The sequence below is a fragment of the Photobacterium piscicola genome (assembly GCF_900166965.1).
Lineage (GTDB): Bacteria > Pseudomonadota > Gammaproteobacteria > Enterobacterales > Vibrionaceae > Photobacterium > Photobacterium piscicola.
On record NZ_FUZI01000001.1, the window covers coordinates 195,146 to 213,967 of the forward strand.

Sequence of the window (18,822 nt, forward strand, 5' to 3'; positions counted from 1 at the left end):
ATGATGAAAAAGTGGATGACATTAGTTATTGCAATCATATTGGGAGGCGGTGTTTTTTATACAGTAGCACGTACAGAAGCGCCTATAACATTAGCAGAGCTTGCAACTCAACCTCAGCAATGGCAAGTCAAAGTACCTGATACAACTGCGAGTATTACGTTAAATTCAGTCAAAAAATTACAGCAACAACCTTATCTTATGGGTGAATATCAAACACTTGATGGTGCTGATAATGTGACTATTTACCTTAATGCTAATCAGGCTGTCCAACAAGGTAAATATATTGCGACATCTTTTGTAACCACGAATTCGGGTAGTGGTACATTTTACTATTTATCCGTATTTGAACAGCACAATAAAAAACTTGATAATTTGACCAATATTTTTATTGGTGATCGAATTAATATCGAAAAAATCACTATTGTTAGTAATAATCCGCTAATGATTAAAATTGATTATAAAACCCATGGTGAAAACACACCTTATGCTTTACCAGCAGACGTTGCTAAATCACAAATATATCAATTAAAGGATAATCAATTAATATTGCAACAATAAATTGTTTCGTGATTTATTAGTCGTTTGATAGATCTATAAGTCTATTATTTAAAATAAAAAGGTCACATCAAAGTGACCTCTAGTTATGAAAGCTATTTACATATTTTATATGTGGTTGTAAGGCTTCATATTAATCATCCACCACTTCTATTGTTTTATGCTGAGCACCAAGATACGTGCCTTCATCAATTTTGTAGCGTAAAGTTTCATTACAATGAGGGCATTCAAACTCTTCATTAGGCTCGATACACTCATCTTCAATCCAATCCCAACCAAGATGTTTCTCGCAAGAGGGGCAATGCATAATGTTATCCTTTTTTACTCACTCTAAGGTCTTAAACCCTATTCATTTAAATACAGCTCAGCCATGCCATCGAGCTTACTTTTCACTTCTTGCCAGTTGGGCATTACGCTGGTTAATAAGCGCCAGAAGTTTTCGCTGTGGTTGTATTCTGCAATGTGGCAAAGCTCATGTAAGATCACGTAATCAATACACTCTTTAGGGGCTTTGATCAGGTGAGGGTTGAGCATTAATGTACCTTTTGCTGAGCAGCTTCCCCATTGTTTGCGCATTGGCATAATACGAAATGACGGAATGCCTTTCACCCATGTCGCTTGTGGCAGAAGTTCAGCCAAACGTTGATGAAAAACCCGTTCTGCTTTAACGCTATACCAACCTGAAACTAAGGCTTTTACTAGCTTGGGCTTATCATCATTAAAACGATTAAGGGTAACCAACAGCTTGCCTCGATCCATCTTCACGTTGGAAATGGCTTCTCGGTCTTCAACTACCTTCAATACATAGCGACGACCCAAATAGAATTGCATCTCACCACTAACGTAATGTTTGGTTTGAACATATTCTAAATGAGAGCGAAATTCTTTCAGTGCATCCCAAATCCAACGTGCTTGGTGCATAACCGCTTCGTGAATAGCCGATTTCTCGGCATCTTCAGGGGCGGTGACGGCAATACGGCAATCAGGATGAACGCGAATAGTGACCTTCTTTTTTTTACCTTCAGCAAAGGTTTTACGAATAACCTCGTAGGTAACAGCTTCATCACCATAGATGAAGCTGTATTCCTCAATGCTATTTTCTTTGCTGTCTCTCTTGTTACTAATGGATGCCATTAATGGTGACCTGCTAATCCCAGTCGAGTGATTTGAATAACATCCGTGATCAGTGTTTGTGCTTTATCAATCCCTAAATCATTAAACAGTAATGGTAATAGACCTAATCGAATTTGGTTTTCAATCTCAGCAGGGTTAATGGAATATTCACTCACCGCTTTGCGTACAATCGTATCGATATCCAGTGCATATTGAATGCATTGCTCTTCGGATAAAAGCGATGGCTCATCTCGCTCTGTTAGGAACAAACCATGCTTTAAAAATAAACCAAAGTAGGCTTGAACATGACGTTTGATTTTTGGATCAAGTTCAGCAAAGCGATCTTTAGGCATTCCCGCTATATCACGATCTTTGACCTGTTGCTCGAAATCAGCAAACAAAAGGTATTGTTTTACTGGGCTATCAAACATCTCTTTGGTTTGGGCTATTGCTTTTTTTAATAGGTTAGAGAAATACTCTTGTGCATAAGGATCATCGGCTAAGTCTTGCTCAATCATCTTGGTAACACGACCTGTGATAACGTCTTTTTTGTTATTCGCTTCATCATCGGTCATTTGCTCAGGTTTGGCATCTTTACCCATGTTGCCAACCAAGTACGCACCTTCAGGCTCTTTAATCTCAACACCACCAATGTGTTTGTCTAACATTGCACGAATACTGTCGGCATACTCATCGTAATCAACGGTTTCTTCTGCATCTTCACGAACTTGTTTGCGCAGTTGAGACAACCTTTTTAAGGTTTGTTTATACAACTCACGCTTACTATCAAAGCTCTTATCATTGAAGTAATTTGCTGACTGTAACGCGACCTTTAAACAGTTGGCAAAGACTGTTAGCGCATCATAGAAGTCATTACGTAGCTTTAGATTAGTATCGGTTAGTTGACCATCAATGGTATCAATTTTAGGGGCTAATACCTGACGCAGTGCCTGACCGTCTTGCTTGTTATTAACGCTCGCAAAAATAGACCATAATGCATCGTATAAACCCGGTAGTTTTTTATACTCGGTGTCCATACGGTTATATAAGCCTTTAAGATCGTCAATATCAAAGCCACCTTGAGTACGCTCTGCCAAGTTTTGATACTTTTCAATGGTGGCATCGAGTTCACGTAAAATACCGCGATAATCAATCAGGTAACCAAACTGCTTTTTCGCATGTAAGCGGTTAACACGGGCAATGGCTTGAATGAGGTTATGCTGTTTTAACGGTTTATCGATGTATAACACTGTGTTTTTGGGTTCATCAAAGCCGGTTAATAACTTATCGACCACGATTATAATGTCGGGGCCTTCATCTTCTGCAAATTCTGCAATGATGTGTTTGGTATAGGCTTTCTCGTCTGACCAACCTTTATCGATGACATTAGTTTTCCACCAATTTTGCACAATATCAGTACTTTCACTGTCAACGTTATCGTGTCCTTCACGAGTATCAGGCGGCGACATCGCAACCACAGAGGTAACTTTGCCGATTTTATCTAACAGCATCTTGTAGCGGATCGCAGAGGCTTTAGAATCACACGCCAATTGACCTTTTAAGCCTTGGTTTTTGAAATTCTGAAAGTGATCCGAGATATCATAAGCAATTAACTCTAAACGACCTTCGGTTTGATAAACCTGACCTTTTTGAGAAAATTTACGTTTTAAGTCAGCACGTTGTTTTTCAGATAAGTCTTTAGTGATCCGTTCAAACCATGCATCAATGGCTTTATCGTTAGTGCTGAGATCAGGAATACGCTCTTCATAGAGTAATGGGGTAACGGTGCCGTCTTCTACCGCTTGTTGCATGGTGTAAGAGTGGATGATTTTACCGAATTTATTCTCGGTCTTATCGTCTTGCAGTAGCGGTGTACCCGTAAAACCAATGTAAGCCGCTTTAGGTAGGGCTTGTAACATACGGATATTGTTTTCACCGTTTTGGCTGCGGTGACCTTCATCGACAAGTACAATAATATCGGGGCTATCGTTGTAGCATTCTGGTAGGTGAATTGCTGTACCAAACTTGTTGATAATCGAGAAGATAATACGCTCGTTACCTTTACCAATTTGTTCCGCAAGGCGTTTGCCTGTGGTTGCCATTGCCGCGGTTTTATCTTTATCAGACAGGGCGCCACCTGACTTAAAGGTGCTAGCCAGTTGATCTTCTAAGTCCACACGGTCGGTAACAATAATCACGCGACATTTAGCGAGTTCTTTTAACCAAATAAGGGCTTTGGATAAAAACACCATCGTGAATGATTTGCCAGAGCCTGTGGTATGCCAAATAACACCACCGTTACGTGCGCCCTTTCTTGCACCAGGTAAAGAGTCATCAAAAGAGGTGATGCGTTCCACTAAGGCTTTAATGCCAAACACTTGCTGATAACGCGCAACGATCTTGCCTGCTTTTTTATCAAACAGGGTAAATAGGCGCATCATTTCTAATAGACGATCATGATGAAGTAGTGATACCAACAAGCGATCTTGATCGGTTACCACTAAATCACCGCCAGCGATTAACGATAAATATTCATCTTTTAATGCAGATGGTCGATGGTTAAAGATCGCATTCAGTTGTACGTCATTCAGTGGAGTGTTCTTGAGGCGTTCAACCGTGCCTTCGGTAATTTCTTCTTCTTGCCACTTCGCCCAGAACTTGCTTGGTGTACCACATGTTGCGTAGCGCCCATCATGCCCATTAACTGACATCACCAACTGACTGTAAGCAAAGAGGATTGGAATAAAGTCTTGCTTTTGATTTCGAATCGTTTGAGAGATACCTTCGTCAATAGTGGGCTTCCCTGTCTTTGACGAATTAGGACGTTTTGCTTCAATCACTACCCACGGCAAACCATTAACAAAACATACAATATCGGGTGTGTAGTAGGTTGTTCCTTGAGTATTGTCTACGTCCATCTCTTCGGTGAAATGAAATTGATTGTTTTCAGGTGTTTCCCAATCAATGATTTGGATGGTTGGGCTGGCTTTTTTACCGTCCACAAACTCAGTCACACCAATGCCATAAGTTAACGCGTTATAAAGCTTTTCATTGGCCGCTTTTAGCCCTTCATTCATTGCAGGATTGCTAAGCTCTTGCACGATTTTATCAATGGCTGATTCAGATAAATGGCGTTCTTTACCCATGAATGAATAGGTTTTAAAGCTCAGAACCTTGCGTAATACCGATGGCAGAATAACGGTGGTTTTGTTGCCACGCATAGCCATGCATTCACTCGGTGGAATGAACTGATAACCAAGGTTAGTAAGCAAAGTTAATGCTGGGATTTTTGCGCTTTGTTCTTCTTTGAAATTGGGTAAATGAGGGTTAGTCATTGTCAGTCTGTCCTTGTTGCGCCAATAATTGTTGGCGTTCTTTTTCTAATTGGTGACGCAGTTCTTCTTCGCTCGGCAGTTCTAACATGTATTTCGAGGCAAACAGATGCTCACTGTCATTCAGCACCGAATACTTAGCAACGGTGCGGTTGTTGTCAGTACACAGAATTAAGCCAATGGTCGGGTTATCGTCACTACGGCGTTTTTTCTCTTCATACATGCGAACATACATATCCATTTGCCCTACATCTTGATGGCTGAGTTTATGCATTTTAAGATCAATAAGCAGGAAGCATTTCAAATGGAAGTTGTAGAACACCAAGTCAATAAAAAAGTCACCATCCTCAGTGACAATACGCTGTTGGCGTTCAACAAACGCAAACCCTTTACCTAGTTCAAGCAAGAATTTTTGTAAGTTATCAATCAGAGCTTGTTCAAGTTCACTTTCTTGTAATGAAACGCTCGGTAACCCTAGAAAGTCAAAGATGTAAGGATCTCGTAGATAGTCTTTTACCGTTAATGCCAGCGCGGTCGTTTTGTGGTTGGCTTCATCGATAACGGGTTGCAAATCTTGTTGTTTAGCTTGCGTTGATAGTAATCGCTCATAATATAACGCACCGATTTGGCGCTCTAATGCACGAGCCGACCATGCTTGGCTAATGGCTTCGTTCATATACCATTGACGTGCGAGTGGATTATCGATTCGCAATAGACTGCGATAATGGGTCCAACTCAATTCGTGACGCACTGCGTCACAATTTGGATAAGCCAAATAAAACAAACGCATATTACGCAGGTTAGAGCTATCAAACCCTTTGCCAAATTCTTTAGTGAGTGAGGCGGATAATGCTTTCAGCGTTCCTTTACCATATTCAGCGCGAGTTTGCCCTTGTTGTTCGTCTTCAACAATCAAGCGACCAATTTGCCAATAGGTTTGCACCATTGCGCTATTTACCGCGAGAGCAACCTGTTTACGGCCTGCGGTCAATAATGTGCGAATATTATCAAGCAATGGGGTTGAAGATGGCAAAGAGGGTGTCGTCATGTGTCATGTCCTTTGTTTCAATGGATACAGTAAACCTATCTGAACGATAGGGCTTGAACACACAAGCCCTGTGATTATTCGCGTTAAGATGACAGGGAGACGCGACGCTTACCTGTTAACAACTGCTGCATCAATGCCTTTTTCTCTTGCTTCAAGTGTGCAAGTTTGGCTTCTAACAACTCGATGTCTTTATCGGCAGCGGTAAGGACTGAGGCGATTTTTTGTTGTTCATCTATCGTAGGATGTTTAATTGGCATTTTTTGAAACATTGGTAAACGTAATGATTTTACTGTAGAACCAACAGCTTGTGATAAAAAATAATAACGAGTAAACCCGATATAATAATACAAAAATTTACCTACTGATTTTTCAAAATTCATAATCGCATAGGTTCTTTGGTGCAAGTCAAATTTACCTTTGAAATGCTTAGGCACAAAGTCTTGTCCTTCACCAGCTACGATTACGGCTTCTGAATCAAAAAGATATCGACTACTTCTTCTTATATCTTCTGAACGATCAAAAAATGTGTATTCTGCATCTAGTGACGAGTCTTCTCGATTAGAGTTACCTGTAGTAATTTGACTAATTTCACCCAACAAAACCTCTTCCCAATCTCCCTCAAACGCTTTACCCGTTTCAGGATCAACCAAACGCTTCTTACCCGTCAACAACTGCTGCATTAAGGCTTTTTTCTGCTGCTTGCTGGCATCAATCAGCTTTTCTGTGGTTGCAATACCGCGATCCCATGTAGAAAGGATTTGAGCAATTTTGCGTTGTTCTGGGATTGGGGGGACTGGTGTTGGTAATTCTTTACATATTTGAATAGTTAAGTTTTGTTGCCCAGACGTTTTTTTAGAACGAGATTGTAACCATTGTTGTGCAAGTTCACTCTGCAAGAAACTCAAAAAATATCGATTATCTATTTGCTGAGGTTTGCATCTGTATATAAGAACAGCTTGATTCATATTGTACTCAGGGTACTGGTTATCAAGCATTGCAATTTTGCCTAATGGCGGTCCAACAATGTTCATTAAAATATCATTAGGGTAAGCAACTGAGCGTGAAAGAAAACCATGATGTGAATTCTCAGTAACAAATAGCATCTCAGATTTTGAGTTTAAACTTCCATGAAAACCTAAGTTGTTAACTCGCAAAAATGGAATATTACTATCTTCAACAATCTCACTTTTAGGAGGAGTTGTTCCTTTTGTGATTTTTTCTGTAACTTCATCAGCACTAGCAACCAGCCAATCTAAAGGAAAGTTACCGAGGCCAGTTACATGTTGAAATCCATTAGGCACCATAACCCAACTCCTTCAGGTAACCCGCCATCTCAAGCTCAAGATCTGCTAACTCAGTTTGTAGTGCTAAACGCTCACTGCGCACTGCCATCAAATCAATTTCCGCTTCTTCTTCAAAGGTATCGACGTAACGTGGAATGTTAAGGTTGTAGTCGTTCTCGGCAATCTCTTCTAATGTCGCTAGGTAAGCGTACTTATCCACGCTTTGACGCGCTTTGTAGGTATCAACAATTTTTTGAATGTTATCGCTCGTTAATACGTTCTGGTTCTTGCCCGATTTAAACTCACGCGAGGCATCAATAAACAGCACCTTGTTGTCTGTTTTGTGCTTTTTGAACAACAGAATAGCGGCTGGAATGCCTGTACCAAAGAACAGTTTTTCAGGTAAGCCAATTACGGTATCTAATAGATTTTCATCAATCAGCTGTTTACGGATTTTACCTTCAGAAGATGCACGGAATAGCACCCCATGAGGCACAACCACACCCATTCTGCCGCCCTTGCTTGTTGGAGTAGCAGGCTTTAGGGTTTCAATCATGTGCGAGATGAATGCGTAGTCGCCTTTGGTTTTTGGTGGCACACCACGACGGAAACGACCAAAGTGATCGCTTTCTGCGTCTTCATGACCCCACTTATCTAACGAGAATGGTGGGTTAGCGGTTACGACATCAAAGTGCAGTAAGCCACCGTTGGCATCTTGCAGCTTAGGGTTACGAATGGTGTCGCCCCATTCAATGCGGTGGTTGTCTTCGCCATGCAGGAACATGTTCATTTTAGCTAGTGACCACGTTGAGCCAATCGCTTCTTGACCAAACAAAGCGTATTGCTTCGAGCCGCCAAAGTTCTTTTGAATTTGCTTACCACACTTCATCAATAGCGAGCCTGAACCACAAGCAGGATCGCAAATCTCATCGCCTTGTTGTGGCTCAAGAATGATAGACAGTAGATCCGATACTTCTGGCGGGGTATAGAATTCACCTGCCGATTTACCACTGCTTGCCGCAAAGTGCTTGATTAAAAACTCATACGCATTACCGATAACATCCAATGAACCGACACGACTAGGGCGTAGGTTAAGGGTTGGCTTACCAAAGTCTTCCAGTAGGTGACGTAGAATGTCGTTCTTTTGCTTTTCATCACCCAGCTTATCGGTGTTAAAGCTGATGTCTTGGAACACGCCTTTTAGCTTGGTGCCGTTTTCTTCTTCAATCGCATGTAAGGCTTGGTCGATACGAGAGCCATTACCTGCTTCAAAGCGATGCTCATACAGATCCCAAAATGTTGAGCCTGTTGGAATTTTGAAAGATTGGCTCGCCAGCATCGCTTCAATCATGGCTTGATTGTCACCAAACTGCGCTGTTAGCTCTTCGACTTTGTCTTGGCGCACATCTGAGATGTACTTTAAGAACAACATAGTCAATACGAAGTCTTTGTAGATTGAGGGATCAACCGTACCACGGAAGGTGTCGCAGGCACTCCATACCGTTTTATTGATGTCGTCTTGGTTGATTGGGGTAGTTGGCATTTAGTTATTCTCTAATAGCGTTAAATTGTTTTAATTAATAGTTCAGCAATGCGCTTAAATGAGGCAAAGCAGTTCCGCCAGAAAAGACCCGTTGATGAGAATCTATGATGAGTTTTTCAAGTTGTGCTAGTAGTGCCACAACCCAATAGTCTTTCTCAATTATGGCTGGGTTTCCGATCGCTAAGGCATCGGAAATCTCAAGAAACGGCTGTTTCAGTTTATTCATGGTTAATTTGGAGAGTGTATAACACGGCTACCCACTACCAGTTTTCGATTAAACTGTTTTGAGTTCCATGAGTAATTGATGGATGAAGGGATTTGAGTGTTTTCACCCGATAAGCTTTGAAGAGACGGACTATCGATCTCAAAGTCTACACCTTTCATCTTAAGGATTTCTCGCATAAGCGCATCCGTCCCACCTGGATGAGTTGGCATTGGCTTACCCGTTAAACTATTCATTCGTGATTTGGTGTAAAGGCCATAGCCGATTTTCATTAATTCGCCTTGATTTACTAATTGTTTCAAAGCGCGACCGACTTGATCATAACAAGCCACACCTTCAAAGTTTTTACGTTCAAAAACATAACGTCTTGAACGTTTTATCTTTTGATAAATACGATCAGTTGTAGTCATTTGAACCTCCATACTCTGACTTGCAGTGAGTATAACTTACAGACGTATTTTAAGGAATAAATACGACATTAAATACATTAATATTTCCGCCATATGTATGTTATTTATATGCTTTTATATTTATCACCTAAAGGTGACATGTGATTTAACTTTATGTCGACATGCTTTATGAGTCTATCTTTTCTGAAATATTAAGAGCATCGTCAATCTCTACTCCTAAATATCGAACAGTATTATCCAACTTCATATGGCCAAGTAACAGCTGTACAGCACGTATGTTTTTAGTTTTTGCGTAGATGAGAGTTGCTTTTGTTCTGCGCATTGAATGCGTTCCGGGATCTATTCACCGCGAGCTTGATCCCCAAAGACACCAACAAAAACATGTCAGAATTCGACTACAATCAATGACTCTACAACGCGCGGATAATAGATTCCCTATCGCCCTCGCGGGCATTCACTGTAGGGAATGACGGGGTGGGGTAGACATTCACTATACAGAATAACGGATTGGGGCGAACGTCACTGTAAGCAATGGCGAATTGGAACAAACATTCACTCAGCCAATTACCCGTCATCCCGGAAGGTGAGGCACGAAGCTATCCGGGATCTATTCACCGTGAGCTTGATCCCCAAAGACACCAACAAAAACATGTCAGAATTCGACTATAATCAATGATTCTACAACGCGTGGGTGGTAGATTCCCTATCGCCCTCGCGGGCATTCACTGTAGGGAATGACGGTTGTTGTTAAAAAAGAACAAAAAAAAGCCAGAGTAAGATCATTATCTTTCTCTGGCTTTATATAGCTTTATAAGGCTGTTTCAATACTATTTGTTGAAACAACCATAAGTTGATATTCAATATTTTCATATAAATCAATTTTTTAATAAAAATACAACCATATGTTGATATTATTCAAAACAACCATAAGTTGATATTTTCATAGGTTTATTACTAATTATGAAGATTGGTTGTAAGAAAGTTACTTACATCTTTTTTACTGTTTAAGTATATTTATGGCATTAGTATTGAATATTGTAAGATTCTCGCTGTGGTTGAAACAATTCTGATACTAGGGGGATGAGCTAGTATCAGTGACTAACTTAAATGAGACAATTATGAGTTAGCTAACTCACTTGTGGACAAAAGCTTGTTAGAGTGCCTGCTCTATTTCGGCAAGCAGGCATTAGGAAAAGTAAGGGTAATGTTATGTCTGACTTTTCAACATTACCCAATATTTACTTATATAAGGTGGCTTGGGCTTGTCCAACACTTTGAATAGATGTCGGCTGTGCGACACATACCCTTATCTGTTATATTTTTATACATGATCTGATATTATTTCGTTAATTCCACCAAAATAGTCATCATACAATGTCTCAGGGATTAGTTTTCTTAAATACATATCGCGCCAAAAGATATTGACTATATATTCAGGTTCCTCATCCCATTCCATATGACCATTCCAATTATCCATTGCGATAGTGCCTATCGCATGAATCCTTAGGCCCGACCTAGAGTTGAAATAATTCTGTAGAGAATTAGATCTTGAACGCTCTTGTTGGAACTCAGACAACATTGAATCTTTATCATAAGTCTCTAGACACCAATCTGGTTCATATTTCATTCCAAGTTGGGCACGTAGATGCTGCGCATATTCCTCACCTAGGTGACTAACGTGATTATTCTTTACACAAACACTCCATACATCTATTTTTGACTCATCGTACAAACCAGATTCCTGACCTAAAATACCAAGGTTGAACAAATTTGAACCACAATGACATTTACGAACATAGTTTGAAGAAAAAGCATCGTAATAAGCGATTAAATCATAGAACTCATGAAGAAAGTCTTTTATTAACTCAAACTCATTTCTAATAACTACAATATTTTCGAAGCTATCCTTTGCTTTATTTGACCAGTTGTAACTACCTGTTATAAGTATTTCATCATCAACTATGCAGAACTTGTTATGCATTAGAGATGAAGACAATCGAGTATCTATTGCATACGTTTTATATTTGTTAGAAAGAGGAACTCCATGGCGTAAATTTGTTGAATTATTATCATATACTAGCTCTACATTTACTCCTCTATTTGCCAAATCCTCTAAAATTGGCGTATATATTTTACCACTTATCCAAGCAACACATATTTTCACTGAATACTTTGAAGATCTAAGAACTCTAATAATTTTATCTTCAATATCTTCAAAATAGGCTTCAACTGCCATTTTGACTCCTTCACAGATTAAAACACAGCCTTGTTAAGGGATGATCAACGCAATACAAAAGCCACCGCATCCGACCTTAAACACCGAAACTAATGGATAGTGAAAATGCCACGCATTGCGAACCACTCTTAAACATATTTTTAGTTGAATTGTTTCACCGCTCTGCACTTGGGAAACGTTGAACACCCCCAAAACTGTTTACCTATATTTTCACCACGCTTGGTTTCACGCAGCACCATTTCTGAGCCGCAACGGGGGCAATGATTTAATTTTTCTTTTGATAAAACAACTTCTTTGACATGTTTACGATGCTTTAAATCCGTAATGAGTCCACGCCTTAACTTTATCTGGTCTATGGATTTAACTAATCGGATATAATCCTTATCAGAGAACACTACCTCTTTAAATTGCTGGATATATTGGATACTTCCGCGAGCATAGGTAACGTTTGGAGGCATTTCAGTTTTAAAAGTACTGTCACCAATAAAAACAATAACTGAATGTAGGTGTTCTTCACTGCAATCTAGTAAGGTTTCAAGCATTTTAATGTGTTTGTAGTTCTGATGCATTGGGTTTTGAAATTTAGATGAATGGCGATAAATCTTTTGTGTCCACTGCTTCTGGCGAGCCGAGCCAAATATCCAACCTTTCATATTCTTAGTTTCAACGACGAAAATGCCATATTTAGAAACTACAATATGGTCGACTTGAGTTGTACCATTGTTAGTAGGCAACGTTACGTCTTTTATTAGCGTGTAATCAGAATCTGGTAATTTGGACAAAAGACGATTTACGAGAAACTCACCAAATATACCTTTTAGCCATCTACTTTTGAAAATGCAAAAAATGAGCAGTAAAGGCACTAAATACCAAATTTGCTCAAGCACATTAAGAAATGCTTCAAAAAAATTCACGGATTTTTCCTATTCAACTATAAATGTATTAACAATAATTCTTATTTAAAAGCTGCTTGCTGACTAAAAACGTGGGTAATCATATAAAGGATTTGGATGAAGATTTATGACACTGGCAGCATTTTATTACTTAGGTGGAATTATTTGAAGAAAACGACAACGAGATGACCTCTAATTAACCAACTTGATTAAGTTAATTATTAGGCTAACCCAAAATCATATTAGTTCGATTATAAATAAGACAACGACAGAATCCTTCGGTATTTAAACCGTCAACCTCCCTCGGTAATCACATATGTAAGCTAGCTCGATGTTGGACAAAAGTGGGTTAGAGTATAGGCTCTAACGTGCGAGATTTGGATTAGACAAAGTATCTTGAAACCTTAGCCGTTTGCTAGGCATTTCCCATGTAGTTACACGAACCAATTTCACGCGATAACAGCCCATAGCCTTTAGCTTCATAAACTTCAAAAACCGCGCGTACTACAAAAAGAGGAATAACCAGTTCTTCTTTTAGAACTTTGCCATTAAGCCACTGACCAACGGGGCATTCGTCTACAGTTTTGACCAATCTTTCCATAGTTTTGCTATCGCCGGCGATGGCGCACATATAGAGAATGAATGACGGATCAATTAGATTTATACCCAAAGGAATCCTCGACCCTAGAAAGTTATTTTGAGATACGTAACCTGATTTAGTTAAGGCGGCAAGTGGCCGCGAATACTTTACATAAAAATCATCGTCAAAATCGAGATTTACAGAGTCACACGTAACTAATTGAGCATAAATTAGCTTTGATACCTCTTGGATATCTTCATGAAGATAGCTAATTGGGTCTTCGAGTTTTTTAATTCGCTTAGACAACGCCATACTATCAAGTTCAGCTTGGAACTGAACAAGGGATGCTGCGCCCGGGAAGTTAACACCGGCAACCCTTACTATCTTGCAGAACCAATCTATCGATTTACTCATTTTTCCCCCTGATGCCTAACGCTGCGTTGAGCGGTGAACAACGCAACCACCCGACCTAAACCATTGTTCCGTAATTATTAAAGTCGATTTAAACCAAAAATACCAAGTGTTATGAATTAGTTTTTAAGCGCTTTGTTATGCGTTCTTTACCGCGTCAAAGAGACTTCTTTCACTATCTGACAAAGGGACTTCAGACCATTTGGGTGCTATGGCATTTTTGTATTCTTTTGGAAGCTCATCTATTAAGCAATATAACCATGCTAACTTGAGTTCTTCTCTACTCATTTCATTCACAAACTGTGCTATTAATTTGCGTTCAATTTTAAGAAGACTGCGCTTCCATTGAGCCATCTCATTTAAGTTTGAGTTCTTTAAAATGTCATCAACTGTTGCCTTTCCATCTCTGGTTAGTTGTGAAACAGCGCCAGGCCACAGCCATTTTAAAAACTCATAGCCTTTGTTAGTGTAACCACCGCTATGAGCAGATTTATAGGTTCTCATCAATCGCACATGATCTTCGATTGTATATTTAGACTTGCTATTCTTATGCTGCCAAATCGTATATATGACACCATAAAGGGCTATTAAAACTGCAGCTGTACCACCGGAAAATGACCCCAAATTTGCCCATGATGAAGTATCATCAGGAACTCCGAACTTAGATAGGTAAGTACCGAATGTAAGAAGGATTATCGAAAGTAGTACAGCTATATGTTTGAACAATTTATTTTATCCTCTGATGCGCATAACATTCTTAATAACAGGCAGTCTCGTTTTTCTGCCTGCCCGACTTTCGAATAATTTATCATAAACCTACTAATGAACAGTGCCTTATTGGACCTTCCAGCGACAAAACGAGGCTAAACGCTCAATAAAAAATGCCTCTTTCCATACTCGAACGACATTCAAAACTTAATAACTTAGGTAGATGTACAGAAAAGAAAGTAAATCAGTCATAAACTTGATACTAAGTTTTATAGGAAAAACTCACACTCTTAGATTTTTTAGGATATTTAATCTAACTCACTTTGGGGCATAAACGAGTTACAAAATTTACGTTGAAAAACCTGAAGTAGGATAGGGGGGTGAATTGTATTAGGTAAATGGGGTTAATCTTTAGAAAATAAGCATCACACTCGAAAGTATATCAATCAGTTTTGTACTTGAGTGTGATGCGAGGAAAAATATACCCTTAATTATCTACTTATTCAGCAGTATATTGATCTTGAACTCGTATAAATGTGGCTCGTTTTTTATCAGCTACTTTTCAGTAGTAATGGGGATTATAATCCTCAATCGCAATTAAAACAAACAGCCTCTTGGCTGTTTGTGGATATAACTACAATGTTAATGATAAATGTATCTACCTATTCGGCAGTACACCACTGCTCATGATATTGGAATGCTTTGTTAGAGTTATCAGCTGCCTACTCGGCAGTACACGATCTTATGATGTTACCTATAGCCGATTGGGAGTTATCAGCTGCCTACTCGGCAGTACACTGTAGCTTATTTAAATATAGCTATTTATTATCAGAAGGTTAGATAAAAAACCAATAAGAGCCCCTAAATTTTTGCTAGATTATAAAACCCATAAAATCAATAAATTAGGAATAGTCAAAATAAAAGGGTTAAATTATGGGGACAGATTGTAATGTGTGTGCTGTGTTTGCTAATCCATAGCTACTAAAAATAGGTATATTATTGATGCTGACTTCATTAGTTCTTTGAATGTTTAATCTAAATCCATACCCTTTACTTTTACTTTCTTCTGCTAATGAATGATAGTGTCCAATATCGCATTGTTTGTAAATGTTATACTTCTTGTTATCAAAAACCTCACCTCTATTATGCGCTCTTTTAGCAAGCCTCTTTATCTTTCGATGAAAACCAGCCGCTGACGATTTGTCGATCTTTTGATAACGCTTAAAACAGGCAAAGTTACATTCAATTGGAACAATTAATGTTTTTGATATATTGAAGTAACCAAGATCTTGCATTTCTTTAAAGTAATTTTGAGTGAGTAAGTAATCTAATGTCATTTTTTCGATGCTTACAAATGAAATTCGATCTCCTACTGTCTCATTACACCAGTTTGGAAAAGAAACGCCAATAGAACGAGTATCATAACGGTAGCTAAAACCATGTAATATATTGATACACTTAGCTGCTAGAAATTCATTATTGCAATTAGTAGGAACAAATCGAATCGTTTTATAGTACCAATCCATGGTCTATTCTCCTTTATGCTGGCATAACCCGCCTTTGATAAGGTTAGCCATTAAAAAGTGCAGTTCATTTATTGTTTTTTGCGGTATTTTTTTTCTATTTTTTAATAAAGCTATATATTTTTCAGACTGCTCCAATAAAGAAAAGAGATCTTGATGAGTCGAGGGGTGGCGATAGCAAGTTACATCTTGTTGGTGTACACCGAATCTCCCTATACGAATAGGTTCTTCAGCATTAGGGTACCAATCATCAATCATAAAAATACCAGCTCCTGCTTTATAACAGCCTATAATAGGGCTTTTTTGTCCGTTGATTGATGTATGTTGAAATATACGGCTAGATTGATGTTTTTTTTCTTTCTTATCTTTTTCAATAAATGTTTGGCTTGGGTAAAGTTCAGCATTCGTTGGTAGAGTTAATTGTGCTTTTATCTCGAAAATAGTGAGACCATTTTGGGAGGAGAAAGCATTGATGATGAGGTGTTTTAATTCTTGCCATTTGGGATCAGATAGACAGTCATTATAAGTACTGTAATTTGTTCTAATATCTTCGAAAATGACGGGATTATTTTTCCAAGGCCAAGGTTTAATTTCAATATTTAATTGGTACGCTTTTTTCGTGTTTTTCCACAACCATTTTCCTTGACAAATATTGATTAGAAACCGACCTGCGAGTTCATCCCAACCGATTTTTGACTCATATAATTTAACCAGCTCAATCAAAGTGTTTTTAACTTCAGGCTCGCTACACTTGTAAGGTTTGCGAAGCTCTGAAGAGAATGAAACTGAAAAAACGCATTCAATATGCTCTGCGCCAAAGGGAACACTACAGAAATCCATATGATGAGGGTTTCCCTGTGCAAGAGCTTCAGGTGTAGCCGTTTTTTTAGGGTTTCCTTTAGTATCGTAAGCGCGTGATGCGGTTTCCATTTGACCAAGTGCTGTTCGGCTCATAAAAGACAAAGGGGCTTTGTTTCCATCTGGCCAAATGGTAAAAAAGCAAACATCGCTGGGATGGATTGAACGTTCATAAGCAAGACTAATAGGGATCTTCATTATTCATATTCCTTGTCTCTATTGTAGTGTAGTGTGGCTTGTTAATTTGGTTCCAAAACAAATCATGTAAATTTGTATCTTCTTTAATAGTTATTGGTTTGATGAGTCCAATGATAGGCTCAGCAAACACATGGTTGTAGTCTCTGAGGGAAAAAGGGCGTTCTGTCGGCTTTTCTAGGTAATGATACCCAACACAAGTTGGGGTTATATTTTGCGATGCTTTTATCTGTTGAATAATGTTTTCAAAGGAATCAATTTCCGCTTTGTATAAGGATAGCCATTGTCCTTGAAAAGTGGGTATTTGTTTAACCAAATCCTTAAAGCTAGAAGATACTTGTATCGTCTTTATGTCATCTATACTTATTCTTGCGCAGCCTCCAGCAAGTCGTTTGGGCAATGCATACAATATCTTGCTTTGGTTGAGGTTAGTAAGATTATTTATTTTGAGAACTAAACTAAATTTTAGATCACAATACCATTCATCATGAGTTGCTGGAGGAGATATATTATCTTTTGATTTTTCTACACTCTCCCTAGTCATTCCTCTTTTTTGTAAGTGAAACGTATGAATACAGATAGCAAATGACTTAACTTTGAAGTTTGGAAATACCTTTTGTATATTTCTCTCAAATGCATGAATAAAACCAAAAAATGCGGTTAAAGAGGGTATTCCAATAGTGATAGATGAGTTTAAAGCGGATGCACCACAAACAGAAATCTGAGGCAAAAGAAGATATTGATTATCAAAGTTCTCATTAGGTGAAGTATAAGGTTGCTGTGTGTTTGATCTATTTTCAATTAAGGTAAATAGAAATCTAGTTGTTTTTGGATCGTAGGCAAATTGTCTTAAGGATTTTGTATTTGATAGATCAAAATTTAGTTTATGCACAAGATCTAAGTTATTATCTTTTATCGATTTTTTTTGTAATGATAACCACCGAGATATCATTTCTGTGATTGTGATTTTTAGTGTTTTTAACTTTTGTTGCTTTTGAGTGTGAGGCATCAGCCAGTTTGAATAATCAAAATAGTCGTAGAAAGCTTGTATTGCATCTTTAGTTAACCAATATGAATCGGGTGATATTTGACAATGTTTGACATCTTCAAAGCTTATAGTATGACTTAACATGCGTAATGCTCCACCGCAGGTCATCGGAAGTACACCCATATTTGAAGCTCGGCTATAACGGGTAGTTTTACTTAACCAATAATGTTTATGAAGAGACTGATAGCATGAACTCTGCATTGTTTGAGAGGTAGCAGGGGATAGAGATAAGTAAGAGTTATTCCCATCTGGTAATGAAATCTGTCGAACAGAATTAGCACCTAGGTGTACTTCAATACAAGAATTTGGAATTTTCTCAAGTTGTTTTGCTACGTACTTGCGTGTTTTTTGATAACAACCCAGTTTTGTTAAACGATCCCAGAGGGGATGCTGCTCATCTGCAAGTAATACGCCCAAGCAACAAATTTTGCCGTTCAAGATAAATTCACTGGTTAAAAAATTAGCGATACTGACATCCTTTGAATCATTCGCGTAAGGCAAAGTTTTTTGTTTTAATTTTGAAGATGAGAGGAAGTACTTAGGTATTTCACCTATTGGATCAGCTCTAATTATTCCAGTTGCTTTTATCTCGGGAAATTTAACATTGTGGCTTTGGCGAAATTTCATTGTATTAATACAACGTGACCACCAGTTGTTATCTTTTAATTTTTTCCTACAGTTTTCTCTATCGGTCAAAATTTGCTTTGCGTCTACTTTTGCGGTTAGGTTGGTTAAAATGATGAGAGCAATATCTTCGTTGTCTGTGATATCAATATTTGGACTCAGTGGACGAAAAGCTCTTTTGAATTCAACATTTATATCTGATGACGATGAATTAATAATTTCAGCTAGTGTACTCATTG

Annotated in this window: 15 protein-coding genes and 2 pseudogenes; 1 reads left to right on the forward strand and 16 read right to left on the reverse strand. The window is 38.5% G+C overall.

Going from position 1 to position 18,822, the window contains the following annotated elements:
* The first annotated feature begins 3 nt into the window (after positions 1 to 3).
* Positions 4 to 558 (forward strand): hypothetical protein, encoded by a 555-nt coding sequence (locus CZ809_RS00915; protein WP_080155571.1) that lies wholly within the window; start codon positions 4 to 6, stop codon positions 556 to 558.
* A 130-nt stretch (positions 559 to 688) separates the two neighbouring features.
* Here CZ809_RS00915 and CZ809_RS21225 read toward each other — a convergent pair whose 3' ends face one another.
* From CZ809_RS21225 to CZ809_RS00995, 16 genes and pseudogenes are all read right to left on the reverse strand, one after another.
* Positions 689 to 862: a hypothetical protein gene (locus CZ809_RS21225; protein ID WP_162841587.1), complete on the reverse strand. Its 174-nt coding sequence runs from the start codon at positions 860 to 862 to the stop codon at positions 689 to 691.
* Between the two features lie 38 nt (positions 863 to 900).
* Positions 901 to 1,689: a M48 family metallopeptidase gene (locus tag CZ809_RS00920; protein ID WP_080155572.1), complete on the reverse strand. Its 789-nt coding sequence runs from the start codon at positions 1,687 to 1,689 to the stop codon at positions 901 to 903.
* Positions 1,689 to 5,003, reverse strand: a complete 3,315-nt coding sequence (locus tag CZ809_RS00925) for a type I restriction endonuclease subunit R (protein WP_080155573.1) — start codon at positions 5,001 to 5,003, stop codon at positions 1,689 to 1,691. Before CZ809_RS00925 ends, CZ809_RS00920 begins: the two co-directional genes overlap by 1 nt.
* Complete coding sequence (locus tag CZ809_RS00930) at positions 4,996 to 6,048, reverse strand: PDDEXK nuclease domain-containing protein (RefSeq protein ID WP_080155574.1); 1,053 nt, start codon at positions 6,046 to 6,048, stop codon at positions 4,996 to 4,998. The genes CZ809_RS00925 and CZ809_RS00930 overlap by 8 nt, the downstream gene beginning before the upstream one ends.
* Positions 6,049 to 6,131: 83 nt before the next feature.
* A complete protein-coding gene (locus tag CZ809_RS00935; protein ID WP_080155575.1) occupies positions 6,132 to 7,352 on the reverse strand; it encodes a restriction endonuclease subunit S in 1,221 nt (406 codons plus the stop codon).
* The gene (locus CZ809_RS00940; protein WP_080155576.1) at positions 7,342 to 8,874 is read right to left on the reverse strand and encodes a type I restriction-modification system subunit M; all 1,533 of its coding nucleotides are present in this window, start codon (positions 8,872 to 8,874) and stop codon (positions 7,342 to 7,344) included. The genes CZ809_RS00935 and CZ809_RS00940 overlap by 11 nt, the downstream gene beginning before the upstream one ends.
* A gap of 64 nt (positions 8,875 to 8,938) precedes the next feature.
* Positions 8,939 to 9,100, reverse strand: a pseudogene (locus CZ809_RS21345) (nucleotidyl transferase AbiEii/AbiGii toxin family protein); the annotation flags it as partial.
* Positions 9,101 to 9,102: 2 nt separating this feature from the next.
* Positions 9,103 to 9,507 (reverse strand): DUF6088 family protein, encoded by a 405-nt coding sequence (locus CZ809_RS00950; RefSeq protein ID WP_080155577.1) that lies wholly within the window; start codon positions 9,505 to 9,507, stop codon positions 9,103 to 9,105.
* Positions 9,508 to 9,673: 166 nt separating this feature from the next.
* Positions 9,674 to 9,841: pseudogene (locus CZ809_RS00955) on the reverse strand (integrase); the annotation flags it as partial.
* A gap of 987 nt (positions 9,842 to 10,828) precedes the next feature.
* Complete coding sequence (locus CZ809_RS00960; protein WP_080155578.1) at positions 10,829 to 11,743, reverse strand: phospholipase D-like domain-containing protein; 915 nt, start codon at positions 11,741 to 11,743, stop codon at positions 10,829 to 10,831.
* 140 nt (positions 11,744 to 11,883) lie between these two features.
* Positions 11,884 to 12,657, reverse strand: a complete 774-nt coding sequence (locus CZ809_RS00970; RefSeq protein ID WP_080155579.1) for an NERD domain-containing protein — start codon at positions 12,655 to 12,657, stop codon at positions 11,884 to 11,886.
* 394 nt (positions 12,658 to 13,051) lie between these two features.
* Entirely contained in the window at positions 13,052 to 13,630 is a 579-nt protein-coding gene (locus tag CZ809_RS00975) for a hypothetical protein (protein ID WP_080155580.1), read from the reverse strand.
* Between the two features lie 135 nt (positions 13,631 to 13,765).
* A complete protein-coding gene (locus CZ809_RS00980) occupies positions 13,766 to 14,353 on the reverse strand; it encodes a hypothetical protein (protein ID WP_080155581.1) in 588 nt (195 codons plus the stop codon).
* Between the two features lie 908 nt (positions 14,354 to 15,261).
* Positions 15,262 to 15,861: a type I-F CRISPR-associated endoribonuclease Cas6/Csy4 gene (gene cas6f, locus CZ809_RS00985; protein WP_080155582.1), complete on the reverse strand. Its 600-nt coding sequence runs from the start codon at positions 15,859 to 15,861 to the stop codon at positions 15,262 to 15,264.
* Positions 15,862 to 15,864: 3 nt separating this feature from the next.
* Positions 15,865 to 16,914 (reverse strand): type I-F CRISPR-associated protein Csy3, encoded by a 1,050-nt coding sequence (gene csy3, locus CZ809_RS00990; RefSeq protein WP_080155583.1) that lies wholly within the window; start codon positions 16,912 to 16,914, stop codon positions 15,865 to 15,867.
* The gene (locus CZ809_RS00995) at positions 16,898 to 18,820 is read right to left on the reverse strand and encodes a type I-F CRISPR-associated protein Csy2 (RefSeq protein ID WP_080155584.1); all 1,923 of its coding nucleotides are present in this window, start codon (positions 18,818 to 18,820) and stop codon (positions 16,898 to 16,900) included. The genes csy3 and CZ809_RS00995 overlap by 17 nt, the downstream gene beginning before the upstream one ends.
* Between the last annotated feature and the right edge of the window lie 2 nt (positions 18,821 to 18,822).